Origin of the sequence: Pseudomonas rhodesiae (assembly GCF_007858255.1) — a bacterium.
In the GTDB taxonomy this organism is placed as follows: domain Bacteria; phylum Pseudomonadota; class Gammaproteobacteria; order Pseudomonadales; family Pseudomonadaceae; genus Aquipseudomonas; species Aquipseudomonas rhodesiae.
Genome location: NZ_VFEU01000004.1, coordinates 188,230 through 213,489, shown reverse-complemented (window position 1 = coordinate 213,489; position 25,260 = coordinate 188,230). Strand labels below are relative to the sequence as shown.

General features: G+C 60.5%; 24 protein-coding genes. 17 read left to right on the top strand and 7 right to left on the bottom strand.

Translation table 11 applies throughout. The features are described 5' to 3' along the window. The first annotated feature begins 53 nt into the window (after positions 1 to 53). Positions 54 to 488: a MarR family transcriptional regulator gene (locus FIV35_RS07910; RefSeq protein WP_034099546.1), complete on the top strand. Its 435-nt coding sequence runs from the start codon at positions 54 to 56 to the stop codon at positions 486 to 488. An 86-nt stretch (positions 489 to 574) separates the two neighbouring features. On the opposite strand, the gene FIV35_RS07905 is transcribed toward FIV35_RS07910, so the two are convergent. Beyond that, on the bottom strand, positions 575 to 2,764 hold the full coding sequence (locus tag FIV35_RS07905; protein WP_034138867.1) for a patatin-like phospholipase family protein: 2,190 nt from the start codon (positions 2,762 to 2,764) through the stop codon (positions 575 to 577). 84 nt (positions 2,765 to 2,848) lie between these two features. Between FIV35_RS07905 and FIV35_RS07900 the strand changes: the two genes are divergently transcribed. Continuing rightward, positions 2,849 to 3,136: an Rdx family protein gene (locus tag FIV35_RS07900; protein ID WP_034138866.1), complete on the top strand. Its 288-nt coding sequence runs from the start codon at positions 2,849 to 2,851 to the stop codon at positions 3,134 to 3,136. Between the two features lie 36 nt (positions 3,137 to 3,172). On the opposite strand, the gene FIV35_RS07895 is transcribed toward FIV35_RS07900, so the two are convergent. The 3 genes from FIV35_RS07895 to FIV35_RS07885 form a co-directional block, all read right to left on the bottom strand. Next, complete coding sequence (locus FIV35_RS07895) at positions 3,173 to 3,454, bottom strand: hypothetical protein (protein ID WP_034139005.1); 282 nt, start codon at positions 3,452 to 3,454, stop codon at positions 3,173 to 3,175. A 130-nt stretch (positions 3,455 to 3,584) separates the two neighbouring features. Next, positions 3,585 to 4,469 carry a DMT family transporter gene (locus FIV35_RS07890; protein ID WP_034138865.1) on the bottom strand — a complete coding sequence of 295 codons (885 nt, stop codon included), beginning with the start codon at positions 4,467 to 4,469 and terminating at the stop codon, positions 3,585 to 3,587. Between the two features lie 100 nt (positions 4,470 to 4,569). Beyond that, positions 4,570 to 5,319, bottom strand: a complete 750-nt coding sequence (locus FIV35_RS07885; protein WP_034138864.1) for a helix-turn-helix transcriptional regulator — start codon at positions 5,317 to 5,319, stop codon at positions 4,570 to 4,572. 137 nt (positions 5,320 to 5,456) lie between these two features. Between FIV35_RS07885 and FIV35_RS07880 the strand changes: the two genes are divergently transcribed. Further along, positions 5,457 to 6,275: a UDP-2,3-diacylglucosamine diphosphatase gene (locus tag FIV35_RS07880; protein ID WP_034099534.1), complete on the top strand. Its 819-nt coding sequence runs from the start codon at positions 5,457 to 5,459 to the stop codon at positions 6,273 to 6,275. 120 nt (positions 6,276 to 6,395) lie between these two features. Here the strand turns inward: FIV35_RS07880 and FIV35_RS07875 are convergent, their stop codons facing one another. The 3 genes from FIV35_RS07875 to phhA all read right to left on the bottom strand — a co-directional run bounded on the left by FIV35_RS07875 (position 6,396) and on the right by phhA (position 8,836). After that, positions 6,396 to 7,589: an amino acid aminotransferase gene (locus FIV35_RS07875; protein ID WP_034138862.1), complete on the bottom strand. Its 1,194-nt coding sequence runs from the start codon at positions 7,587 to 7,589 to the stop codon at positions 6,396 to 6,398. Next, complete coding sequence (locus FIV35_RS07870) at positions 7,589 to 7,945, bottom strand: 4a-hydroxytetrahydrobiopterin dehydratase (RefSeq protein WP_034099530.1); 357 nt, start codon at positions 7,943 to 7,945, stop codon at positions 7,589 to 7,591. Before FIV35_RS07870 ends, FIV35_RS07875 begins: the two co-directional genes overlap by 1 nt. 99 nt (positions 7,946 to 8,044) lie before the next feature. Next, entirely contained in the window at positions 8,045 to 8,836 is a 792-nt protein-coding gene (phhA, locus tag FIV35_RS07865) for a phenylalanine 4-monooxygenase (protein ID WP_034138861.1), read from the bottom strand. 258 nt (positions 8,837 to 9,094) lie between these two features. Here phhA and FIV35_RS07860 point away from each other — a divergent pair, with 258 nt between their 5' ends. From FIV35_RS07860 to fliT, 14 genes are all read left to right on the top strand, one after another. After that, the gene (locus tag FIV35_RS07860; RefSeq protein WP_034138860.1) at positions 9,095 to 10,657 is read left to right on the top strand and encodes a sigma-54-dependent phenylalanine hydroxylase transcriptional regulator PhhR; all 1,563 of its coding nucleotides are present in this window, start codon (positions 9,095 to 9,097) and stop codon (positions 10,655 to 10,657) included. A gap of 415 nt (positions 10,658 to 11,072) precedes the next feature. After that, complete coding sequence (locus FIV35_RS07855) at positions 11,073 to 11,813, top strand: flagellar basal body rod protein FlgF (RefSeq protein ID WP_034138859.1); 741 nt, start codon at positions 11,073 to 11,075, stop codon at positions 11,811 to 11,813. Positions 11,814 to 11,881: 68 nt separating this feature from the next. Beyond that, positions 11,882 to 12,667: a flagellar basal-body rod protein FlgG gene (flgG, locus tag FIV35_RS07850; protein WP_034099522.1), complete on the top strand. Its 786-nt coding sequence runs from the start codon at positions 11,882 to 11,884 to the stop codon at positions 12,665 to 12,667. Between the two features lie 52 nt (positions 12,668 to 12,719). After that, a complete protein-coding gene (flgH, locus tag FIV35_RS07845; protein WP_034099521.1) occupies positions 12,720 to 13,415 on the top strand; it encodes a flagellar basal body L-ring protein FlgH in 696 nt (231 codons plus the stop codon). 27 nt (positions 13,416 to 13,442) lie between these two features. Next, a complete protein-coding gene (locus tag FIV35_RS07840; protein ID WP_034139004.1) occupies positions 13,443 to 14,531 on the top strand; it encodes a flagellar basal body P-ring protein FlgI in 1,089 nt (362 codons plus the stop codon). Positions 14,532 to 14,535: 4 nt separating this feature from the next. Then, complete coding sequence (gene flgJ, locus FIV35_RS07835; protein WP_034138858.1) at positions 14,536 to 15,807, top strand: flagellar assembly peptidoglycan hydrolase FlgJ; 1,272 nt, start codon at positions 14,536 to 14,538, stop codon at positions 15,805 to 15,807. 13 nt (positions 15,808 to 15,820) lie between these two features. Next, complete coding sequence (flgK, locus tag FIV35_RS07830; protein WP_034138857.1) at positions 15,821 to 17,869, top strand: flagellar hook-associated protein FlgK; 2,049 nt, start codon at positions 15,821 to 15,823, stop codon at positions 17,867 to 17,869. A 14-nt stretch (positions 17,870 to 17,883) separates the two neighbouring features. Beyond that, positions 17,884 to 19,488, top strand: coding sequence for a flagellar hook-associated protein 3 (locus tag FIV35_RS07825; RefSeq protein WP_034138856.1), 1,605 nt, complete (start codon positions 17,884 to 17,886; stop codon positions 19,486 to 19,488). Between the two features lie 280 nt (positions 19,489 to 19,768). After that, positions 19,769 to 20,698 carry a ketoacyl-ACP synthase III gene (locus FIV35_RS07820; RefSeq protein WP_034138855.1) on the top strand — a complete coding sequence of 310 codons (930 nt, stop codon included), beginning with the start codon at positions 19,769 to 19,771 and terminating at the stop codon, positions 20,696 to 20,698. Between the two features lie 275 nt (positions 20,699 to 20,973). Then, on the top strand, positions 20,974 to 22,389 hold the full coding sequence (locus FIV35_RS07815; RefSeq protein WP_034138854.1) for a flagellin N-terminal helical domain-containing protein: 1,416 nt from the start codon (positions 20,974 to 20,976) through the stop codon (positions 22,387 to 22,389). A 74-nt stretch (positions 22,390 to 22,463) separates the two neighbouring features. Further along, a complete protein-coding gene (locus FIV35_RS07810; protein ID WP_034138853.1) occupies positions 22,464 to 22,814 on the top strand; it encodes a flagellar protein FlaG in 351 nt (116 codons plus the stop codon). An 81-nt stretch (positions 22,815 to 22,895) separates the two neighbouring features. Beyond that, positions 22,896 to 24,302, top strand: a complete 1,407-nt coding sequence (fliD, locus tag FIV35_RS07805) for a flagellar filament capping protein FliD (protein WP_034138852.1) — start codon at positions 22,896 to 22,898, stop codon at positions 24,300 to 24,302. Positions 24,303 to 24,442: 140 nt separating this feature from the next. Next, positions 24,443 to 24,847, top strand: a complete 405-nt coding sequence (gene fliS / locus FIV35_RS07800; protein WP_034138851.1) for a flagellar export chaperone FliS — start codon at positions 24,443 to 24,445, stop codon at positions 24,845 to 24,847. 25 nt (positions 24,848 to 24,872) lie between these two features. Beyond that, positions 24,873 to 25,169, top strand: a complete 297-nt coding sequence (gene fliT, locus FIV35_RS07795) for a flagellar protein FliT (RefSeq protein ID WP_034138850.1) — start codon at positions 24,873 to 24,875, stop codon at positions 25,167 to 25,169. Positions 25,170 to 25,260 lie beyond the last annotated feature (91 nt).

Below are 25,260 nucleotides of genomic sequence, written 5' to 3'. Positions count from 1 at the left end.
CTGACTAATAATTAGCCAAATTTTTTATTTTCAGTCTAAAACATGAGTTTTTTATGCCGTTAACCGATCAACACCGTTTTGGCATGCAGCTGGCGCAGATGTCCCGAGGTTGGCGCGCCGAGCTGGACCGCCGTTTGGCGGGGCTGGGCCTGTCCCAGGCGCGTTGGCTGGTGCTGTTGCACCTGGCCCGTTTCGAAGAAGCCCCTACTCAGCGTGAGCTGGCCCAGAGCGTCGGGGTAGAGGGGCCGACCCTCGCAAGGCTGCTCGACAGCCTTGAAGGCCAGGGCCTGGTGCAACGCCAGGCGGTGCTCGAAGACCGTCGCGCCAAGCGCATCTTGCTCTGCGACAGCGCCCGTCCTCTGATCGATCAAATTGAAACCATTGCCACCGAGTTGCGTCACGAGCTGTTTGCCGGCGTAAACGAGGCGGACCTGCGTGTGTGCATGCGGGTGCATGCGCACATTCTGGCGAATCTGGAAAAGTCCTGAGCTGCGCAGATGGCTGAGCCTGTTGTGATGGGCAGGCTCACCCCATCTTGAATACCTGCCGCATTGACCCTATGCGCGCAGGCCCCCTAGAAAGTCTGCCCCAGGTTCAGGTACACCGCCTTCTGGTTGTCATCGTTGAATCCATAACTGAAATTCAGCGGCCCCAGTGGCGTGTCGAACCCGAGGAAAACACTCGCGGCGTTGATATAGCCGCTGTCGAATTCATTGTCGTTGTTCCACGCCCGCCCACGTTCCAGAGACGCGCCCAGGTACAGTGGGAAATCCAGCGGCAAGTACGAACGCGGCGTCAGCCGGCGGTAGTACACGGCGCGCATCAGGCTGATGTTTTGCCCCGAGATCGCGTCCTGGCGAAAGCCTGACAGCTGTCTGGCACCGCCGAGCAGGAAGCTGGAAATCACCACGTCCGAATCATCCAGGGTGCGCCCGTAACGTCCGCCCAGCACCAGAGTGTCCGGGCCGTGGCTCGTGGCTTTGTCGAGTTTGAACTCCCATTGACGGTAGCGTTGATCCGAGCCTAAACCCGGTTCGAATTCGCGATAAGCCAGGCCGATGTCTTCACCGGAGTGGGGGAAGTAAACGTTGTCCAGAGAGTCGAAGGAGTATTTCAGCTCATAGAAGCCTTCGCTGAAGCTCACGCTCGGCAGGTCGCGGTCGCCGATGCGTACGTCCGCCTGGCCCCAGGCTTCGCCGACACCGAAGCGAATCTCGCCGCTGTTACCGATCTGCCGCCCCACATTCAGGCCGAAGCCGTAACGTTCCAGGCGGTATTCGGAGATGGGGTCGTTATCCAGGATCAGCTCGACGTTCTGTGCCTGGGCGCTGATATAGGGCGCGACGAAGTAACGCGAACCAGCGTCCATCGGTTGGTAGAACTCGCTGTACAGCTCTTGGCGGTCGCCGATCTGCACGCGCGTCAGCCATTCCGCGCCAAGGCGGTTGATGCCGTTGATGCGATAGCTGGCGCCCAGGTTGAAGGCGCTGTCGCCGCGCATGTCATCCGACAGGTTCAGCCCCAGGCGCAGGTAGTCGGTGCCGCTGCGTTTGCCGCGGGCGCTGATTACAAGGGTGTTGTCCTGGCCTTTCTTGATCACGCGGTATTGCACCTGATCGAAGTAGTCCAGGCCATACAAGGTGCCCATGTCGGTTTGCAGGCGACCCAGATTGAGCGGTTCGCCCAAGGGTTGGCGGATGTAGTAGCGGATCACGTCGTCGCTGACTTTCGAGTCGTTCTCCACGGTGATGGCGGTGATGACCGGGGTGCGCTCGCCCGGCGTGCGCGCGGCTACCAGCTGCGGGTCGATCGGCTCAGCCGGACGCAGGTGCGCCAGGCGCACGTCGAGGGCGCGGGTGGCGCGGTAGCCGGCGTCGATCATGTCCTTGGCGCGGCCGAAATCGGTCACGCCGTAGGCTGCCAGCGGCGGCTGGATCAGCACGTCCCTGGGTTGCAGGGCTTTGAGTTGCTCTTCGGAATTGCGCCGGGTCATCAGGGTGATGGACTGGTTGAGTACGTCCACCACCGTGGCCAATTGCTTGCGCGAGCGTAGCGGGGTGCCGATGTCCACCACGATGGCGATATCCACGCCCATCTCCCGCGCGACATCCAGCGGGATGTTATCGGTCATGCCGCCGTCCACCAGCAGCCGGCCGTCCAGCTCCACCGGGGCGAACACGGCTGGGATCGACATACTCGCGCGGATCACCTTGGGCAAGTGGCCCTTGCGGAACACAACTTTTTCACCGGTGGTGATATCGGTGGCCACCGCGCGGAAAGGGATAGGCAGTTTGTCGAAATCGCGGGTGTTGCTGCTGTGGGCGAACATGCTTTCCAGCAGCAGCGCCAGGTTCTGGCCCTGGATCACCCCCAGCGGCAGGCCGAGGCTGCCGTCATCGCGGAAACTGAGCTTCTGCTTGACCAGGAAGTCCCGGTCATCTTGCTTGCGGCGAAACGGCACGTCTTCGCGCGGCGGTGCGTCGGAGAGCGCCTGTTGCCAATCGATGTTCAATGCGAGTTTTTCCAACTCGTCGATCTTGTAGCCGGAGGCATACAGCCCACCAATCACCGCGCCCATGCTGGTGCCGGCGATCGCATCGATCTGGATGCCTTGCTCTTCCAACGCCTTGAGCACCCCGATATGCGCCAGGCCTCGGGCGGCGCCGCCAGACAGCACCAGGCCGACCTTCGGGCGCGGAGCGTCCACGGCATGGGCAAGGAGGGGGAGCAGGCACAGAAACAGGCAGGACAGCAGGCGGCGCATCTTGAATCTCGGAGCTGGACGATAAAGGCCGCTATTATAGCCACCCGATCCTCCGCACCCGTTATGCCAGGAACCTGTCAAATTATGTCGTCGATTAAACCCGAGGTCGTCATCACCTATTGCACCCAATGCCAGTGGCTGCTGCGTGCCGCGTGGTTGGCCCAGGAACTGCTGAGCACATTCGCCGATGACCTGGGTAAGGTCTCACTGGTGCCGGCTACCGGTGGCACGTTCCATATCACCTGTGACGGTGTGCAGATTTGGGAGCGCAAGGCCGACGGCGGTTTCCCCGAGGCCAAGGTGCTCAAGCAGCGGGTGCGCGACCAGATCGCCCCGGCGCGCGATCTGGGCCACAACGACCGTACCCAATGACGTCACCGCCCCGTGCAAGGGGCGGTGAACTGAGCGCTATCTGGCGTCCAACTTCTGTTTGATGAATCCGACAACCCAGGTCAACACCGCACCGCCTACGCCGCCGCCGAGGATATTGCCGCCAACGGCCGCCACATCCAGGGCTTCGCCGCCCGAAGTACCGGTCAATGCCGAGACAAGCTGGCCCAGAACCAGCCCGCCGACACCGCCCAGCAGTGTGTTAAGCCCGGTACCCAGGCTTTGTTTGGTCATGCCGGCTACATTCCCGCCCACGGCACCGCTGATGATCTGAACCAACACGTTAATGAGCATTTCCATGATCAAGTCCTGCATAGCGTTAAGGGAGTGACCACTCGCTTGCAGCAACTGCGGAAAATGCTCTGGCTGTCGTCGAGGAGCCATTATCCGTTGAACGACGACAGACTGTTGCGGATGCCCGGAGTATAGATCAGGGCGCTGCGGTCGGTTGTTTGGCTGGGCCGGCACTGCTCATCAGGCCGGAAATCACGATGGCGACGATGATCAAGGCGCCCCCCAGCAGCATGCGCAGGGTCGGCGTTTCGGCAAACAGCAGCCACGCCACTGTGATGCTGTAGACCGGCTCCATGGCAAACACCACCGACGCCGTACGCGCCTTGATCACCGCCAGGCTGGCGACAAACAGGCTGTGGGCCAGGCCGGTGCAGAACACGCCGAGCAGGCCGATCCACAACCAGTCCAGCGCTCGCACATGCGCCAGGCCCGGTGCGGCCACCGGCAACAGGCACGCCGCGACTACCAGGTTCTGGCACAGCGCCGCCTGCACCGCCGGAATGCGCCCGGAGCCGGCGCGGTTGTTCAGCGACAACAGGGAAAACAGCAAGCCGGAAAGGATGCCCCAGAGCAGGCCACCGGTGGCTTCACTAGCCAGGTTGAAGTCGGGGGTCACCAGCACCAGGCCGACCGTGACCAGTACCACCAGCAGTACTTCGTTGGCGCGAATACGCTCGCGGAATATCAGCCCTTCCAGAATGACCGTAAACGCCGGGAACGCCGTGAACCCCAGGGTCGCGACCGCCACACCGGCCACCTTGACCGCAAGAAAAAATGTCACCCAGTGCGCCGCCAGCAACACGCCGCTGACCAGCAGCCGACGCCAGTCGCGCCGCTCCAGGTGCTTCCACGGAGCGCGGCTGGCGAACCGGGCGAACACCGCCAGGGCGAGCACGGCAAACACGGCGCGACCAAACACGATGATGGCCGGCGAAGCGGCCGCCAGTTTGCCGAATACGCCGGTAAGGCCAAACATCAGTGCGCCGATATGCAGGGCGCCGAGGGCTGTGCGGGGAGTCATTGCGTTCCTTCAAACCACGAGAGTGACAGGCTCGCAGTCTAGTGGCTTGGGATGGCTGGCGTCTGTCGTGAGGCTCGCGCGTTTTAGCGCAGGGCTCGCCCTAAGGCGAGCGCCGCAACGCGCCGGGAGACGCGCCGAACTCACGGGACATAGCGGCGGCAAACGCGCTCTGGGAGCTATAGCCGACCCGCTCGGCGACTTCGCCGATGGGCAGGGCGGTATCGCGCAGCAGACTCAGGGCTTTATGCAGGCGTCGGCTGCGGATGTAGTCCATCGGCGTCTGTCCGCACTCGACGACGAACCGCGCGTGCAGACGCGCCACCGACAGCCCGGCGATGCGCGCCAGATCGGCCACTTGCAAGGGGTGCGCCACGTGCCGTTCGATATGGGCATTGAAGGCCGGATAGGGCAAGCGTCGACTTGGCACGGGCTGGGGTTGCGCAGAATTGAGGCTGGCCAGCAGCAACACCGAGCCTTGCTGCACGATCAGCGGGTCGTCCACCGGGCTGTGGGCCAGCCACTGCACCAACTGGTGCTGACGTGCATCCAGGGCCAGGCGCGCGGGCTGGTCGAGCAGGCGTCGGCTCGCGTCTGCATGTTCGCCCAGGGACTGCAGCAGCCAATGTTCGGTGGGTATGTCCAGCACCAGGCAGCGGCTGCCATCGCGACTGCCGCAGGCGTGATGGGCAGAGAAGGGTAGTACCATCACGCTGCTTTCGCGCACTTGGCTGCCACGGCCATCGACCTCCAGATCCAGATGCCCGGATAGGCCGAACACCAACTGCGCATGCGCATGGCTGTGGGCGATGGGCGCTTCGAGGTAGTGGCGTAGGGTAAGGGACGGTCTCATCACGGTCTCCCTGGGGGCGAGGCGCCAGTCTACAACGCATCGTGGGCGCCGGTCGCTGTCATCAGACTGACCCACACTTGTCATGGGCCATTAACCGCCATGGCGCAAGCTCGCGAAAACACCGTCGAGGGATGCCCATGACCAGTGCCGAGTTCGCCAAGCCCAGCCGCAAACAACGGGTGCGTACCCTGTGGATTTCCGATGTGCACCTGGGCACCCGGGATTGCCAGGCCGACCATCTTTCGCAGTTCCTCAAGGGCTATCACGCCGATAAGGTCTACCTGGTGGGCGACATTATCGACGGCTGGAAAATGCGCGGCGGCATGTACTGGCCCCAGGCGCACACCAACGTGATCCGCCGCCTGTTGACCATGGCCAAGCGCGGCACCGAGGTGATCTATGTCACCGGCAACCACGATGAATTCCTGCGCCGTTATTCCAAGCTGATCCTGGGCAATATCCAGTTGGTCGACGAAGCCGTGCATGTGACCGCTGACGGTCGCCACCTGCTGGTGATCCACGGCGATCAGTTTGACGTGATTACCCGTTATCACCGCTGGCTGGCGTTTCTTGGCGACTCGGCCTACGAGTTCACCCTGACCTTGAACCGCTGGTTGAACCACTGGCGTGCGCGCTATGGCTATGGTTACTGGTCGCTGTCGGCGTACCTCAAGCACAAGGTCAAGACGGCGGTGAGTTTTATCAGCGATTTTGAAGAAGCGATCGCCCACGAAGTGACCCGGCGTGAATTGCATGGGGTGGTGTGCGGGCATATTCACCATGCGGAGATTCGCAAGGTGGGCGAGGTGGATTACCTCAACTGCGGGGACTGGGTGGAGTCTTGCACGGCGCTGATCGAGCACTGGGATGGCAGTATCGAGTTGTATCGGCTGGCGGATGCCCAGGCCAAAGAAGCGCAGCTGAAGGCCGAGGTGGCTCAGGCACACCTTCTGTAACTTCAGATCGCCATCGGGGGCAAGCCCCCTCCCACATTTGGTCGCATTCCAATGTGGGAGGGGGCTTGCCCCCGATAGCGGTGTATCAGTCAACCGATCACTGACTTAGATGTGCAGTGTTCAGTTGCAGACGTCGGCAATAGCCTCGGCCAGCAACGCCAAGCGTGTCGCATCAATTCCCGCCACATTGGCCCGCCCCGAACTGACCATATACACACTGTGCTTCTCGCGCAGTTGCTTGACCTGCTCGGCACTCAGGCCGGTGTAGGAGAACATCCCACGTTGCACGCCAATGTGTGCGAATCGCTCCGCTAGACCATGGGGCGCCAGGGCCTCCACCAGCCCGGAACGCAACTGCGCGATGCGCCCACGCATGGCTTCGACTTCTGCGCTCCACTGCTGTTTGAGCTGGGCATCGCCGAGGATGGTCGCCACCACGGCCGCGCCGTGATCCGGCGGGGTCGACCACAGGTTGCGGGCTATATTCGCCAATTGGCTGCGCACATCCGTCAGCTTCTCGGCATCCGCCGCGCACACGATCAATGCGCCGACGCGGTCGCGGTATAAGCCGAAGTTCTTCGAGCACGAACTGGTGATCAGTACTTCCGGCAATTCGGCGGCAAACAGGCGCACGGCCCAGGCGTCCTGTTCCAGGCCATCGCCGAAGCCCTGGTAGGCAAAGTCGATCAGCGGAAGCAGGTGGCGTTCGCGCACGATCTGCAGCACCTGGCGCCAATCGTCGTGGGACAGATCGAAGCCGGTCGGGTTATGACAGCAGGCATGCAGCAACACCACATCGCCTTCCGGCACGGTGGCGAGGGTCGCCAGCATCGCCGCCACATCCAGGCGGTTATCGGCGCCCACGTAGGGGTAATGGCTGACCTTCAGCCCGGCCTTGGCGAAGATGGTTTCGTGGATCGGCCAGGTCGGGTTGCTCAGCCAGACACCACGGCCTGGCAAGTTGGCAGCGATAAAATCGGCGCTCAAGCGCAGCGCGCCGGTCCCGCCCGGGGTCTGGGTGGCGCCAGCACGACGCCCGTGCAACAGCGCGCATTCGGCGCCCAGCACCAGTTCGCTGATCAGTTGGCCGAACGCGGCGTCGCCATGACCGCCGATGTAAGTCTTGGTGGTTTGCTGGTCTACCAGGCGCTGTTCGGCGAGCTTCACCGACGGCGGAATCGGCGTGAGGCCCTGGTCGTCCTTATAGACGCCTACGCCCAGGTCGAACTTGTGCGGGTTGGCATCCTGGGCGTACAGGTCCATCAACCCGAGGATCGGGTCGCCGGGCACGCGGCCAATGGCATCGAAATGCATTACTTGCGACCCTCGGCGGTCTTGGCTACTTCATCGGTGCGCGCGGCCATGATGAAGTCGTTGCGGTGCAGGCCCTTGATGGAGTGGCTCCACCAGGTCACGGTGACTTTGCCCCATTCGGTGAGCAGGCCCGGGTGATGGCCTTCTGCTTCGGAAATCTCACCCACGGCATTGGTGAAGGCCAGGGCGAATTTGAAATTCTTGAACAGGAAAACCTTTTCCAGCTGCATCACGCCGTCGCGCACTTCGATGTTCCAGTCAGGGATCTGCTTGATCAGTACCGGCAGTTCTTCATCGCTGACTTGCGGGGCATCGGCGCGGCAGGCTTCGCAGTGGGCTTGGTTCAAGGTGGTCATGTGGAAATGTCCTGAATTCGAATAAGTGAAGGTCAGTGGCGTCACCCTAAAGCAACGCGGCGCCAGGGAACAGACTCACCTGGCCTTAAAAGGCACGGTTCAAGCAGCCTTTGGTTTGGGCGGGAATTTCGGCGCGTGCAGACCCAGCTGCATGGCACGCTCGACCATGCCCATGATGTCTTCCTGCGCCACCTCGAACAGACGCTTGAGGTCGGGCAGCACGAAGTACAGCGGTTGCAGGATGTCGATGCGGTACGGCGTGCGCATCGCTTCCAGCGGGTCGAAGGCTTGGTGTTCGGGCTCGGAGGATAGGCTGTACACCGTCTCCTTGGGCGACGACAGAATCCCGCCGCCGTAGATGCGCCGACCGGCCGGCGTGTCCACCAGGCCGAACTCGATGGTCATCCAATACAGGCGCGCCAAGTAGACTCGTTGCTCTTTGGTCGCCGCCAGCCCGAGTTTGCCGTAGGTGTGGGTGAATTCAGCGAACCAAGGGTTGGTCAGCAGCGGGCAGTGGCCGAAGATCTCGTGGAAAATATCCGGCTCTTGCAGGTAGTCCAGTTCTTCGCGGGTGCGGATAAACGTCGCCACCGGAAACTGCTTGCTGGCGAGTAATTCAAAGAAGGTTTGGAAGGGGATCAACGCCGGCACGCGAGCGACTTGCCAACCGGTGGTCTCGGCCAGCACTTGGTTGATCTCGCCCAGTTGCGGGATTCGGTCCAGGGGCAAGCCCAACTTGTCGATGCCGTCCAGGTATTCCTGGCAGGCGCGACCTTCGATAACTTTCAACTGGCGCGTGATCAGGGTGTTCCACACCGCATGTTCTTCCGGCGGATAGTGGATAAACCCTTGCGCATCGGGCTCGCGGGCCACGTAGTGCGTCTGCTTCATACGGCTCTCCTGCTAGGCATTCGTTCTTGTTATGTCCTGCGATAGGCCTATTGATAACCCGATGGCGTGCGGATGCCAGCTACCTGTGGCAGTGCAACGTAGGAAAATTTACCGTTTTTTGTAAAGTATTCGTTACGAGCAGGCGTCTGCTCGTGGTGTTGGGCTGGGAAAAGCTGTCGCACTGTCACATAATCTTGACGACTTTCTGCGCCCAGCGACAAAAAGACGCGGCGCCTTCCCTCTTTTCGGGCCTCATTCATGCGTATCAAAGTGCATTGCCAGAACCGCATCGGCATCCTGCGGGACATTCTCAACCTGCTGGTGGAGTACGGCGTCAACGTTGCCAAAGGCGAGGTGGGCGGTGAGCACGGCAATGCTATCTACCTGTTTTGTCCGAACCTGGTGAATATGCAATTCCAGGCGTTGCGCCCGCAGTTCGAGGCGATTGCCGGGGTGTTTGGGGTCAAGCGGGTAGGGCTGATGCCCAGCGAGCGGCGACACATGGAACTCAATGCCTTGCTGGGCGCCCTGGACTTTCCGGTGCTGTCCATCGACATGGGCGGCTCCATCGTCGCCGCCAACCGTGCGGCGGCGCAGTTGCTGGGGGTGCGGGTGGACGAGGTGCCGGGCATTCCGTTGTCACGCTACGCCGAGGATTTCGATTTGCCGGAACTGGTGCGCGCCAGCAAGTCGCGGATCAACGGCCTGCGGGTCAAGGTCAAGGGCGACGTGTTCCTGGCGGATATCGCGCCGCTGCAATCCTCCGAACACGATGACAGTGAAGCCATGGCCGGCGCCGTGCTGACGTTGCATCGTGCGGACCGGGTCGGCGAGCGCATCTACAACGTGCGCAAGCAGGAACTGCGCGGCTTTGACAGCATCTTCCAAAGCTCCAAGGTGATGGCCGCCGTGGTGCGTGAAGCACGGCGCATGGCCCCGTTGGACGCGCCGCTATTAATAGAAGGCGAGACCGGCACCGGCAAAGAACTGTTGGCGCGCGCCTGCCACTTGGCCAGTCCGCGCGGGCAGTCGCCGCTGATGGCCCTCAACTGCGCCGGCCTGCCGGAGTCGATGGCCGAGACCGAGCTGTTCGGCTACGGCCCCGGCGCGTTCGAAGGCGCCCGGGCGGAAGGCAAGTTGGGGCTGCTGGAGCTGACTGCGGGCGGTACGTTGTTTCTCGACGGTGTGGGCGAAATGAGCGCGCGCCTGCAGGTGAAATTGCTGCGCTTCTTGCAGGACGGTTGCTTCCGCCGCGTCGGCAGTGACGAAGAGGTGTACCTGGATGTGCGGGTGATTTGCGCGACTCAGGTGGACCTGTCCGAACTCTGCGCGCGCGGCGAATTCCGCCAGGACCTCTACCACCGCCTCAATGTGCTGTCCCTACATATCCCACCCCTGCGCGAATGCCTGGATGGCCTGGCGCCGCTGGTGGAGCATTTTCTTGACCAGGCCAGCCGCCAGATCGGCTGCCCGTTGCCCACGTTGGCACCGGCGGCGATGGAGCGCCTCAGCCATTATCACTGGCCGGGCAATGTGCGGCAGTTGGAAAACGTGCTGTTCCAGGCGGTGTCGTTGTGCGACGGCGGCACGGTGAAGGTCGAGCATATTCGTCTGCCGGATTACGGCGTGCGTCAGCCCCTTGGCGATTTTTCACTGGACGGCGGTTTGGAGGCGATTGTCGGGCGCTTCGAGAAAGCGGTGTTGGAAAGCCTGTATGTCGAACATCCCAGCAGTCGACAACTGGGCAAGCGCCTGGGCGTGTCGCACACCACCATCGCCAATAAATTGCGCGATTACGAAATCCTCAAGACCGATAAATAATCAACTGACACAACGGTGGCAAAAATATGGGAGGGGCGGTGCGACAATTCGACTTGCCCCCGATGGCAGTAGGGCAGTCAGCCCAACTGTCACTGACGCATCGCTATCGGGGGCAAGCCCCCTCCCACTTTTGATAGTCATTGCCTAGGCTGGATCAACTGAGTCCTGAACTGACTGGCATTAGGGCTTGCCCGCTCCCGGATGGGTTCTCTGTCACCCGTAAGACGGCCCTTGCCGTAAGCGGCAGTAGTCCGCCGTTTTTTCGACTCTCTCCTCTTTTGAAAAATGTGAAGGCAGCTCGCAAACCCCCGTCCCGCCTGGACTTTCCTGACTTTTTGAAAGTTGGTTCGCTAATTGCTTAAGCCTCAGCAGTACAGCGGTGGGCGGCAAGCGTCCGTCATAAAGAGGAAAGAGCGTGGACAAGTACCTTTATGTGGCAATGACCGGCGCCAGCCAGAATGCGCTGGCGCAGAAGGCCCATGCCAACAACCTGGCGAACATTTCCACCAACGGTTTCCAACGCGACCTGGAGCAGGCGCGTTCGATGCCAGTGTTCGGTGACAGCTTTCCGGCGCGGGCCTTCGCCATGACTGAGCGTCCCGCCACCGACTTCACGCCTGGCGCGATGATCGAAACCGGTCGCGACCTGGACGTGGCCGTCAATGGCGACGGCTGGCTGGCCGTGCAAACCCCGGATGGCGGCGAAGCCTACGTGCGCAGCGCCAGCATGAACGTGGACGCCCTGGGCGTGCTGCGTGCCGGCAACGGCATGCCGATCATGGGCAACGGCGGCCCTATCGCGGTGCCGCCGCAGCAGAAGATCGAAGTGGGTGCCGACGGCACCATCAGCATCCGTGCCATGGGCGAAGGCCCACGGGTGATGGCCGAAGTGGACCGCATCAAGCTGGTTCAGCCGGACCTGAAGAACATGAATAAGGGCCTGGATGGCACCATCCACACCAAGGATGGCCAGCCGGCTCAGGCCGACGCAGGCGTCAGGCTGACCTCAGGGTTCCTGCAGGCGAGCAACGTCAATGCCGTGGAAGAAATGACGGCGGTGCTGGCGCTTTCCAAGCAGTTCGAGCTGCACATCAAAATGATGAACAGCGCCAAGGAAGACGACCAGGCCATGACACGCGTCATGCAGATGAGCTGATCGCGGTTTCACTGAACCACTAATTTTGCAGCGCAGCGCCAACAAACAGGCGCACGAAGGAGAACAGCATGCTTCCGGCTCTATGGGTTGCCAAAACCGGTCTGTCCGCCCAGGACACCAACCTGACCACCATTTCCAACAACTTGGCCAACGTATCGACCACGGGTTTCAAACGTGACCGCGCCGAGTTCCAGGACTTGCTCTATCAGATCAAGAAGCAGCCGGGCGCTCAGTCGACCCAGGACAGCGAACTGCCGTCGGGCCTGCAATTGGGTACCGGTGTGCAGATCGTCGGCACCCAGAAGAACTTCAGCGCCGGTAACCTGCAACAAACCGGTCAGCCGCTGGACATGGCCATCAACGGCCGTGGCTTCTTCCAGATCCTGCAACCGGACGGCACTACGTCCTACACCCGCGACGGTACATTCCACCTGGACTCCAACGGCCAGATCGTCACCGCCAACGGTTTTGCCCTGGAACCGGCGATTGTAGTGCCGGCCGATGCCAAGACCTTCACCGTCGGCAACGACGGCACCGTGTCCATCACCGTGGCCGGCAACCCCGCCTCGCAAGTGATCGGCAACCTGCAGACCGCCGACTTCATCAACCCGGCCGGCTTGCAGGCCATGGGCAACAACCTGTTCCTGGAAACCGCCTCCAGCGGCGCGCCACAGATCGGCACCCCTGGTCTGAACGGTTTCGGCACCACGCTGCAAAGCACCCTGGAAACCTCCAACGTCAGCACCGTGGAAGAGATGGTCAACATGATCACCACTCAGCGCGCTTACGAGATGAACTCCAAGGTGATCTCCACCGCCGACCAGATGCTCTCGTTCGTAACGCAGAATCTGTAATCAAGTCTATGGGGCGCCCTGAAAGCGTCTGCAACACCGTGAGGTAAGGGTCATGAATCGCTATGTTTCCGTTCTGGCATTGAGTGGGATTGCCGTGCTCGCGGGCTGTGTCGCCCCGACGCCAAAACCCAATGACCCGTACTACGCGCCGGTGTTGCCACGCACGCCGCTGCCGGCGGCGGCCAACAATGGCTCGATCTACCAGGCCGGCTTCGAACAGAACCTATACAGCGACCGCAAGGCCTTCCGGGTCGGTGACATCATCACCATCACCCTGAACGAGAAGACCCAGGCCAGCAAGAACGCCAACTCCCAGGTCGGCAAGACCAGCAAGGCAGGCATTGGCCTGACCTCGTTGTTCGGTGCCGTACCTAACACCAACAACCCGTTGGGTGACGGCGATTTGAGCCTCAACGCTGGCTATAGCGGCGACCGTGCGACCAGTGGCAAAAGTGCGGCGGGGCAGGGCAACAGCCTGACCGGTTCGATCACCGTGACCGTGGCCGATGTATTGCCCAACGGCATCATCGCCGTGCGCGGTGAGAAGTGGATGACCCTCAACACTGGCGACGAGCTGGTGCGAATTGCCGGCATGGTGCGCGCCGACGATATCTCTACCGACAACACTGTTTCGTCGACGCGAATCGCCGATGCACGCATTACTTACTCGGGGACGGGTTCGTTTGCCGATGCTAGCCAGCCGGGTTGGTTCGACCGTTTCTTCCTCAGCCCGCTGTTCCCTTTCTAGGTGGCCACTTTGAAACTCAAACAGCTGATGGCGGCGGCCCTGTTGCTTTCCTTGAGCGCCGTCGTCCAGGCCGAACGCTTGAAGGACATCGCCAGCATTTCCGGCGTGCGCTCCAACCAGTTGATCGGCTATGGCCTGGTGGTGGGGCTCAACGGTACGGGTGACCAGACCACCCAGACCCCGTTCACCCTGCAAACCTTCAACAACATGCTCTCGCAGTTCGGCATCAAAGTGCCGCCGGGGTCGGGCAACGTGCAGCTTAAAAACGTCGCGGCGGTGTCGATCAGTGCTGATTTGCCGGCGTTCTCCAAGCCGGGTCAGGTGGTGGACATCACCGTGTCGTCCATCGGTAACTCCAAAAGCCTGCGCGGCGGTACCTTGCTGATGACGCCCCTCAAGGGTATCGACGGTAACGTTTACGCCATTGCCCAGGGCAACCTGGTGGTGGGCGGGTTCGACGCCGAAGGTCGCGACGGTTCCAAGATCACCGTCAACGTGCCGTCGGCCGGTCGCATCCCTGGCGGGGCCACGGTGGAACGCACCGTGCCCAGCGGTTTCAACCAGGGCAACAGCCTGACCTTGAACCTCAATCGCTCGGACTTCACCACCGCCAAGCGCGTGGTCGACAAGGTCAACGACATGCTCGGCCCAGGCGTGGCCCAGGCTATCGACGGCGGTTCGATCCGTGTGACCGCGCCGCTGGACCCCAGCCAGCGCGTCGATTACCTGTCGATCCTGGAAAACCTGGAAGTCGACCCGGGCCAGGCAGTGGCCAAAGTCATCATCAACTCGCGCACCGGTACCATCGTGATCGGCCAGAACGTCAAAGTCTCGCCGGCGGCGGTGACCCACGGCAGCCTGACGGTGACCATTACCGAAGACCCGATCGTCAGCCAGCCTGGGCCGTTGTCCAACGGCCAGACCGCAGTGGTGCCACGCTCGCGGGTTAACGCTCAGCAAGAAGCCAAGCCGATGTTCAAATTCGGCCCCGGCACCACCTTGGACGAGATTGTCCGCGCGGTGAACCAGGTGGGCGCGGCGCCCGGCGACTTGATGGCGATCCTTGAAGCATTGAAACAGGCCGGCGCCTTGCAAGCCGACCTGATCGTGATCTGAGGCCATGGCCATGGATATGCACAAAAGCGGCATTGTCAGTTCGGCGGACTCGGGGTCTTACTCCGACTTGAACCGGCTTAACCAGCTCAAGGTCGGTGCTGACAAAAACAGCGAAGGCAACATGCGCAAAGTGGCGCAGGAGTTTGAGTCGCTGTTTTTGAGCGAGATGCTCAAGTCCATGCGTTCGGCCACCGAGGCGCTGGGCAAAGATAACCCGATGAACACCCCGGCGGCCAAGCAGTACCAGGAAATGTACGACCAGCAATTGGCGGTCTCGCTGTCCCGCGAGGGCGGCGGCATCGGCCTGGCCGACGTGCTGATGCGCCAGATGCAGAAGAACAAACCGGTGGACGCCCAGGCGGCCACCTTGCAGGGGCCTGCAGCGGCCGAGGCGGTCAAGAAAGTCGATGTGCCGACCGAGATCGCCGCCGGCACCCAGGCCGATGGCCCGTTGGGGCGCTCCAATGGTCAGCGTCCGTTGTGGGCGTTCCGTGTCGCCGAGCCTCAAGCCGGCGCCGCCGCTACCCACAGCAACGACATGGAGCTGATGAACCAGCGCCGTATCGCCTTGCCGAGCAAGCTGACCGATCGCCTGCTGGCCGGCATCGTGCCGAGCACCCAGGTCGCCACCGAGGCCAAGGCCGCGCCGCTGCGCAACAGCGCCCTGCAAGACAACGTGATCAACAGCGGCGCACGCAGTGTTGCCGCGGCCAACGGCAGCATGCAGGTCTATGGCCGCGCCGTGGCCCAGCCACCATTGGCGCCGGCCAAGAAAGCCTTCAGCTCCCAGGACGAATTTGTCGCCACCATGCTGCCGATGGCCGAAGCGGCCGCCAAGCGTATCGGCATCGATCCGAAGTACCTGGTGGCCCAGGCCGCGTTGGAAACCGGTTGGGGCAAATCGGTGATGCGCGCCGAAGACGGCAGCAGCAGCCACAACCTGTTCGGCATCAAGGCTGGCAAGAGCTGGCAGGGCGGCCAGGCCCGCGCGATCACCAGCGAGTTCCGCGACGGGGCGATGGTCAAGGAGACGGCGCAGTTCCGTTCCTACGACTCTTACCAGGACAGCTTCCACGACTTGGTGACGTTGCTGCAAAGCAACGATCGCTATAAAGACGTGGTGAAATCGGCCGATAACCCAGAACGCTTTGTACGCGAGTTGCAAAAAGCCGGTTACGCCACCGACCCGAACTACGCCAACAAGATCTCGCAGATCGCCAATTCGATGAGCAGTTACCAGAACTATGCCGCCGCGGGCGCGACCACTCTTTTATAAGGTCTGAACCACCATGAGTTTGCTCAATATAGGGATGTCGGGGCTTAACGCCGCTCAAGGATCGTTGTCGGTCTTGAGTAACAACATCGCCAACGCCAATACCGCGGGTTATTCGCGTCAGCAGACCACGCAAACCGCGAATGCCGTGAACCAGTTTGGCGGCGTGTACATCGGCAGCGGCACGACCCTGGCCGATGTGCGCCGGGTGTACAACGAATTCCTCGACACGGCTTATCAGAACAGCACTGCGCTGAATGCCGACGCCAAGGCTTATCAGGATCAGGTCAGTGCCGTCGATAAGACCTTGTCGGACAAGACCACGGGCATGTCCGCAGTGCTCAGTTCGTTTTTTGCGGCGGTGCAGACGGCGGCGAGCAACCCGAGCGACGTGACTGCGCGCCAAGTGATGGTCACCAATGCTCAGACGTTGAGTAACCGCTTCAACGCGATTTCCTCGCAGTTGAGCCAGCAGAAAGAAACCATCAATGGCCAGTTGAGCTCGATGAGCGATCAGGTCAACCAACTGACAGCGTCGATTGCTTCGCTCAACAAGCAGATCAATCAGGTGCAGGGTTCGACCAATACCACTCCGGCCAACCTGCTTGATTCGCGCGCCGAGGCTGTGCGTTCGCTCAATGAGCTGATCGGCGTGACCGCGGTGGAAAAGAATGGCGTGTTCAGTGTCAGCACCGGCAGTGGCCAGTCCTTGGTGCTGGGTGATCAGTTCAGCACCATTTCCGCCGTGCCGAGCAAAGGCGACACCAGCCAGTACACCATTGAGCTGAATGCCCCCGGCGGCACCAAGCTCGACCTGGGGAATGTGATCAGCGGCGGCAGCATCGGTGGCCTGTTGCGTTATCGCAGCGACGCGCTGATCCCGGCGATCAATGACCTGGGGCGCATTGCCGTGGCGACGGCTGATGTGGTCAACAGCCAATTGGGTCAGGGCCTGGACCTCAACGGCGAGTTCGGTTCTTCGTTGTTCACGGACATCAACAGTGCCTCGGCCGTTGCCCTGCGCAGCCAGGCTGCACAAGGCAACCTCGGGGATGGTGCCTTGGGCGTAACGATCAAAGACACCAGCAAGCTGACCAATTACGATTACAAGGTTTCTTTCAACGACAGCACCGATCTCACCAAGGCGACCGTGCTGCGTTCCGACGGCAAGGCCATGGGGGTTTACGACCTCAGCGCCACGCCGCCGCCGGTCATCGACGGGTTCACCCTGGCGGTCAAAAGCGGTGCGGTCCAGGCCGGTGACAGTTTCAAGGTCAGCCCCACTGCCAACGGTGCCAAGGAAATCGGTACGGTCCTCACCGACCCCACCAAGCTCGCCTTTGCAGCGCCGCTGTTGGGTGAAGCCAGCAAGACCAACCAGGGCACCGGCAACTTCACGCCGCCGGCGCTTACCGTACCTTTGGATATTCAGGGCGGCGCCGCCACCGCTCAGTTGCGCGTCGGGATTGAAAACTCGATGCCAGTGAAGATGGTGTTCGGCAAGCCCGCGGCAGATGGCACCCAGCCGTATACGCTCAATGATTCCCAGGGCAACCCGATCGGCACCGGCACCATCGTCCCGGGGCAGGGCAACAAGGTCACCATTAACGTGCCGATGCGCGATGCCAGCGGTGCCTTGGTGGTGCCGGCCACCAGTTTCAGCTTCGACACCACGGTGGGTGGTGTGCCAGCTGATGGTGACAGCACCTCTTTCTCGTTCAATGCCGGCGGAAAGTCCGACAACCGCAATGCTCTGCAGCTATTGAATCTGCAAACCAAGGCGACCATTGGCACGGCGGCCGATGGCACGGGCGGCACCAGCCTGGTGGGCGCCAACAGCAAACTGGTATCGACCGTCGGTGCCAAGGCCGCCGCGGCCGGCACCGATACCACTGCCACTGGCGCGCTGTTGAGCGCCAATAAGAACGCGCGTAACTCGGTGTCCCAGGTCAACCTGGATGAGGAAGCGGGTGACATGATCAAGTTCCAGCAGTACTACACCGCCTCGTCGCAGATCATCAAAGCTGCGCAAGAAACCTTCAGCACGCTGATTAACAGTCTTTAAGGGAGCCAGGGACGATGCGCATTTCTACGCAGCAATATTTCGAGACCAGTTCCACCAAGTACTCGAACAACTATTCGGGCGTGGTGAAAGCTCAAGACCAGGCCAGCAGCGGCGTGCGCGTGCAAACCGCCGCGGATGATCCAGTGGCGGCGGCACGTTTATTGATGCTTCAGCAGCAGAAGGACATGCTGACCCAGTACAACGGCAACATCACCAGCCTGAAGGACAAGCTGACCAACGAAGAGAGCGTGCTGACCGCAATCAGCGATGCCATGCAGCGCGCCACCGAGTTGGCGCTGCGTGCCGGTGGTTCGATCAGCGATGCGGATCGGCGCTCGATCGCCAGCGAAGTCGGCGCGATCGAGGATCAGGTGCTGGGTTTGCTCAACAGCAAGGACTCTTCGGGCAACTATCTGTTTTCGGGCTCCAAGACCCAAACCCCGCCTTATGCGCGTAATAACGATGGCACCTACAGCTACCAGGGTGATGAAACGCCGCTGAGCCTGCAGGTTTCCAACACGCTGACAATCAATGCCGGCGATACCGGCAAGACCGTACTGGAAGGTGCTGCCAACTCGGGCCGCACCCAGGCCCCGTGGCTGGCGCCGGTGCCGCAGACAGTGCCGCCGACCGTCAACGACAACAAGGTGGCGTTGTCCGCCGGCCTGGTCACGTCCAGCGCTGACTATTCGGGTAAATTTGCCGACGGCCAGCCGTACAAGCTCACCTTCACCAGCAGTACGCAATATAAGGTGGAGGACAAGAACGGTACCGACATCACCTCCGAGATCCCTGGCAACGGCACGTTCGATGCCACCAAGGAAGGCAGCTCCAGCATTGCGCTACGTGGTGTGAAGTTCGACATCACCCTGAAGCTGGGCGACGATGTCGCGCCTGGCGCGCCGTCCGATGCGCTGGTCAAGGACCGTACTTTCAGCCTGGAATCCAAGCCCGATACGTTCAGCGTCTCGCGTACCCCGAGCAACGCCTCAAGCGCGCAGTTGACGGGAGCTCAGGTGTCAAGCCAGGTGGACTATGCCAGCACCTTCCCGACCAACAGCGGCGCGATCATCAAGTTCACTAGTGCCACGGCCTATGAGGTCTATGCCCAGCCGTACACCACCGACAGCAAGACCATTGCCACCGGTGATACCGGTGGCGGTACCACGGTGACAGCGGCCGGCGTGACCTTCGATGTGAGTGCCGGGCCACCGCAGCCGGGTGATCAGTTCTCCGTCGGGGCCAACACCCAGAAGACCCAGAATGCGCTGGATACCTTGGGTCAGTTGCGTCGAGCCCTGGAGTTGCCGGCCGACGGCAACCCGGCAGCGACCGTTAAACTGAAGGATGTGCTGGATACGTCGATCGCCAACCTGGCCAACTCGACGTCCCAGATCGTCAATGTGCGCGGCTCCATCGGTGCGCGCGGCCAGGCCCTGACGATCCAGTCCGATGAAAATGCCAGTATCGGCATTGCCAACACCAGCACCATGAGCGACTTGGCCAATATCGACATGGGCGAGGCGGCAATCAACCTGTCGCTGCAACAAACCATGCTGCAAGCCTCGCAGCTGGCCTTTGTGAAGATTTCGCAGTTGAGCTTGTTCAACAAGATGTGATTTCACCGCGTCAGCACAGCGGCCCCGCCTGGAAACAGGCGGGGCCGCTGTCGTTTCAGGGGGCTCAATTGTTTAAAGGTTTTGCATAAACCGCAGAAAATTGAGTGACCTGTGAGTCATAAAGCGCATCTTCACTGTATCGTGTGAAAAGGATAAGTCGTCACAGGGTCCTTGCGGGGCGGCTTTCAGCGAGATTTTTATGGGGTTACCCCCTTTATTGTCAGCACTCCAGGCGTCAGCCGTGGGGTGTTCTCCAGCTATTTAGTATTGGGAAGCCACAATGATTGGCATAAAAAGCATCGCCAGTTACGTGCCGGCGGACGGTATCGATAACTACGCCCAGGGTGCCAAATTCGCCAAGGATGAAGAGTTCATCATTGGCAAGATCGGTTCGGCGTTCCTGCCGCGCAAGGAAGCTGCGCAGGAAACCTCCGATCTGTGTGTCGAAGCGGTCAACGCCTTGTTTGCCAACAACCCGGATCTCAAGCGCGAATCGATTGACGCGCTGATCGTCGTGACCCAGAACGGTGACGAAGAGGGCTTGCCCCATACAGCCGCCATCGTCCAGGACAAACTGGGGCTGCCGACCCATGTCGCCGCGTTTGATATTTCCCTGGGCTGCTCCGGTTACGTCTACGGCATCTACGCGATGAAGGGTTTCATGGAGGCCGCCGGCCTGAAAAATGGCCTGTTGATCACCGCCGACCCGTACTCCAAGATCGTCGACCCGGAAGATCGCAACACCACCATGCTGTTCGGCGACGCCGCCACCGCGACCTGGATGGGCGAAGATGCCTCGTGGCTGCTGGGCAAGTCCAAGTTCGGCACCGACGGTTCCGGCGCACCGCACCTGAAGGTCAGCGATGGCGTGTTCTTTATGAACGGTCGCCAGGTGTTCAATTTTGCCTTGCTCAAAGTGCCGGCGCATTTGCACGAGCTGCTCAATGAGTCGGACCTCAAGGCCGATGACATCGATGCGTTCTGCATTCACCAGGGCAGTGCGGCGATTGTCGACGCCGTAGCCCGTCGCTTCGAAGAGGCGCCGGTGGACAAGTTCATCAAGGACATGGTCGAGACCGGCAACACCGTGTCGTCGAGCATTCCATTGCTGCTGGAAAAGCATGTGATGGACGCCACCTGGAAACGCGTGGCGATCAGTGGATTCGGTGTGGGCCTGTCGTGGGGCTCGGCGATTCTGCATCGTCCGTGACGCGTCGGTAGACTGCGTACACCGCAAAAGCAAACGCCGATGATCGAAAGATCATCGGCGTTTTTTATTTGGCGCCAAAAAAACCGCTGAAATCGCGGCTTGGCGTATGCCTAAACCCTTGAATTACAAGGGGTGGCACGGCGCCAGTAAAAAAAATCAAAAAAACCCTCAAGCAACCGGCTACCACGACGATAACTATTACGTAGGTTCTCTAGGCCACACCCGGCAGTTGCCAGGGCCGGAAGCCGCAGTATCCATCCAACGAGGATTTCGTCATGGCTTTAACAGTAAACACCAACATTGCTTCGGTCTCCACTCAGGGCAACCTGAACAAAGCTGGCACCGCCCTGGCCACTTCCATGCAGCGCCTGTCTTCCGGCCTGCGTATCAACAGCGCTAAAGACGACGCTGCCGGCCTGGGTATCGCTACCCGTATGACCAGCCAGATCAACGGCCTGGGTCAAGCAGTGAAGAACGCCAACGATGGTATCTCCATCGCGCAGACCGCTGAAGGCGCAATGCAGGCTTCGACCGACATTCTGCAAAAAATGCGTACCCTGGCTCTGTCCTCGGCTACCGGCTCCCTGAGCACCGACGACCGTAAGTCGAACAACGATGAATACCAGGCTCTGACTTCGGAACTGACCCGTATCTCGCAAACCACCACTTTCGGTGGCCAGAAACTGCTGGACGGTTCGTACGGTACCAAAGCCATCCAAGTAGGCGCCAACGCTAACGAAACCATCAACGTCAGCCTGGACAACGTTGCAGCCAACAACATTGGTTCGCAGCAAGTCAAGAGCATTGGCATCACCCCAGGTGCTGGTGTTGCTGGCGGCGTAATCGCTGTGACCGGTAACGGCCAGACTAACAGCGTCACCGTAGCTGCCGCTGCTTCGGCAAAAACCATCGCGGCCCAACTGAACGGCGCCATCGGTGGCCTGAACGCTACCGCCAGCACTGAAGCTCAGTTCGTGGTCGGCGCTGCCGCTGCAACCACTCCAGCTTCGTTCACCATGACTGTTGGCGGCCAAGCCACCACGTTCGTCGGTGTAAGGGATACCGCCAGCCTGGCTGACCAACTGAAGTCGAACTCCGCCAAACTGGGTATCAGCGTTAACTACGATGAGTCCAAAGGCACTCTGTCGGTTAAATCCGATACCGGTGAAAGCCTGGCCTTCAGCGCTTCGACCGATGCCGGCAGCATTACTGTCGCCACCAAAGACGGTTCGGGCACTTACGGCACTGCTGCCGCCTTGGCTGACGGCGTCATCGCTACCGGTGCTGTGAACATGGACTCCTCCAAGGGCTACTCCCTGGAAGGCGCTGGTGTGACTGGTCTGTTCGGCGCCGCCACTTCGGCTGCTTCGGCCAAGACCACTGTGTCGCAAACCGACGTGACCGACGCCACCAAGGCGCAGAACGCTGTGGCTGTGATCGACCAGGCTATCGCTTCCATCTCCAGCGCCCGTTCGGGTCTGGGTGCTGTTCAGAACCGTCTGACCAGCACTGTGGACAACCTGACCAACATCCAGAAAAACACCACTGCTGCCCGTAGTACTGTTCAGGACGTCGACTTCGCTTCCGAGGCCGCTGAACTGACCAAGCAGCAAACTCTGCAGTCGGCTTCCACCGCGATCCTGTCTCAGGCCAACCAACTGCCATCCGCTGTACTGAAGCTGCTTCAGTAATACAAGCGCTTGGTAGCTGACGGAAGGGCGCGTTTACGTGCCCTTTCGTCTTTTCCAATCAGAGGAGATTGGGCATGGACATGAATGTGAATTTGAACTTGTCTTATCCGTCGCTGGCCCCGCAAGGCGCGGTGGCCCCTGTGGTTGTGGATAAAGACAAGAGCAAAGTTGAAGCGGTTGCGCCAACCCCGGATAAAGCCAAACCTGGCGATCTGGAAAAAGCGGTCACCGATATTAAAGAATTCGTACAAGCGGCCCAGCGCAATCTGGATTTTTCCATTGATGATTCCACTCACAGGGTCGTGGTCAAGGTCATTGCCACCGACACCGGTGAAGTGATCCGCCAGATCCCATCGGAAACGGCCTTGAAATTGGCGCAAAGCTTGTCCAGCGCCAGTCATGTGCTGTTTGACGACAAGGCTTGATCTGGCATGAAACTTGTTGCTGCTACTGTCTGATGCGTAATTCGTCAAGATAACGGCAGCCACCGGACTAGGAGAAAGATGATGGCGGGTACAACGATTACTGGCGTGGGGTCTGGTTTCGACACCCAGGCAATTGTGAAATCCCTGGTGGATGCCGAACGCGCGCCGAAACAGGCGCAGATCAACGCACAATCGCAAAAGGCCACGACCCAGCTGTCGTCGATCGGCAAAATTCAGGCGGCCCTGGATGCGTTCCGTGGCGCGTTGGACAGCATGGTCACCGACAATAGCTTCAGTGGCTTGACCGGTACGTCCTCGGATGAAAAAGTCGCCACCATGACGGCTAACCAGGGCGCGGCCAACGGTAGTTTCTCGCTGGTCGTCAACCAGCTTGCCAAGCCCTCGAAGCTGTCGACCATCAGTTTTGCCGGTGGCCAATCCACGGTCGTCAACAGCACGGGCAAAGCGACGACGCTGACCATCACTCAGTCGGGTAAGAACTTCGACCTGAGTGTTCCGGCCGGGGCCACCTTGCAACAGGTACGCGACTCGATCAACTCGCAGTTCGGCACTGCCGGTCTGAGTGCCAACATTCTCACCGACTCCAACGGTTCGCGTCTGATCCTGACGTCCACCAATGGCGGGGTAGGGTCTGACTTGACCATGTCGGGTAACTCCGGGATCGACACTGGCTACAAGGTGGTCGATGTGCCGCAGAATGCCAAGTACACCATCGATGGCATTGCGGCGGAATCGAAGTCCAACAGCATCAGTGATGCGGTGAGTGGTGTCAGTATCAAATTGCTGGCCGTGTCGCCTACGCTCGTTGCTAACGATCCGAATACTACTGATCCGGTTCGTACCGCCCTGACCATCTCGGTAAGCACTAGCACTACCGCACTGAAGTCCGGGGTCAAGGGGTTTGTCGACACCTACAATGCTCTGCTCAAGGCGATGAACGCCGAGACCAAAGTGACCAAGGACGCCGCCGGCAACTCGGTCGCGGCAACGCTGACCGGCGACTCGACCATGCGCACCCTGCAATCGGCGATCCGCAACGAGTTCAATATGTTGTCCGGCAACGGTACCTTGAAGTCTCTGGCGCAGTTCGGTGTGACTAGCGACCAAGACACGGGGGCGCTGAGTATCGACGCCAAGCAGTGGGACAAAGCCGTGCTGAGCAATCCGGCGGATATCAACAGCATCTTCAGTGGCAAGACAGGTCTGTTGGCGCGTCTTAAGACGGCGACCGAGCCCTATGCCAAGGCCTCCACTGGCATTCTGGCCACGCGCACCGCGTCGTTGTCCGAAAGCCTTAAAGACCTGAACAAAGACCAGATCAGCCTGGATGAGCGTTTGACCACCATGCAGGACGCCCTGACTCGCAAGTACACCGCCATGGACACCCTGGTAGCGCAGTTGCGGCAGCAGAGCAACAGCATTCTCGGCACGCTCAGTGCGATCAGTAATTCCAAAAGCGATAGCTGATCGAACGGTCGAAAAAAAGCCCAGGTTCATTGACCTGGGCTTTGTTTTTCAAGCGGCCGACGGGTTAAAGTTTTGCGCAATCCAGTCGATATATTGGTTAATGAAATCCTTCTCGCTGTTGCTTGTCACGAGGTAGAAACATGAATCCCATGAGAGCCCTTCGCCAATACCAGAAGGTCAATTCCCACGCCCAGATCTCCGAAGCCAGCCCGCACCGCCTGGTGCAGATGCTGCTCGAAGGCGGCCTTGACCGTATTGCGCAAGCCAAAGGGGCCCTGGCGCGCGGTGACATTGCTCAGAAGGGCCTGATGCTGGGCAAGGCCACGGACATCATTATCGGTCTTCGTGATGGCCTGAATGCGGAAAAAAGCGACAACAAGGAATACGTCCAGCGCCTGGAAGGCCTGTATGTGTACATGAGCAACCGTCTGATGGAAGCCAATCTGCACAACGACGCCGACATGCTCGACGAGGTCGCGCAACTGCTGATTACCGTGAAAGAAGGCTGGGATGCCATCGGGGCGCCACAGGGCGTCGCACAATAAGGCCACAGGCCTTGAGGAACTCGTCATGAGCCATGCACTGCAACGCATTGATGAAACCCGCGAAGCCCTGATCGGCGCGTTGGCGGAACGCAACTGGGAAGCCATCGGCGAACTGGATATGGGCTGTCGCAGCGTGATCGACGAAGTGCTCAACGAGGCACCGGTGGATGAAAATGCGCTGCGGGAAAAGCTAGAGAGCCTGTTGGCGGTGTATCAGCAGTTATTAACGGTAACGACCGGCGAGCGCCAGGCGATTTTCGAAGAGATGTCGCAGATCAACCAAGCGAAGAATGCGTCAAAGGTCTACCATCTGTTCGGCTGAACAGACGCAGTTAATCCGACCGGCGCGTCATAAATTTGACCGTGCCAGCTTTTTTGACTTAACTAGTGCTGTTTTCAGAGTTCAGACGTCT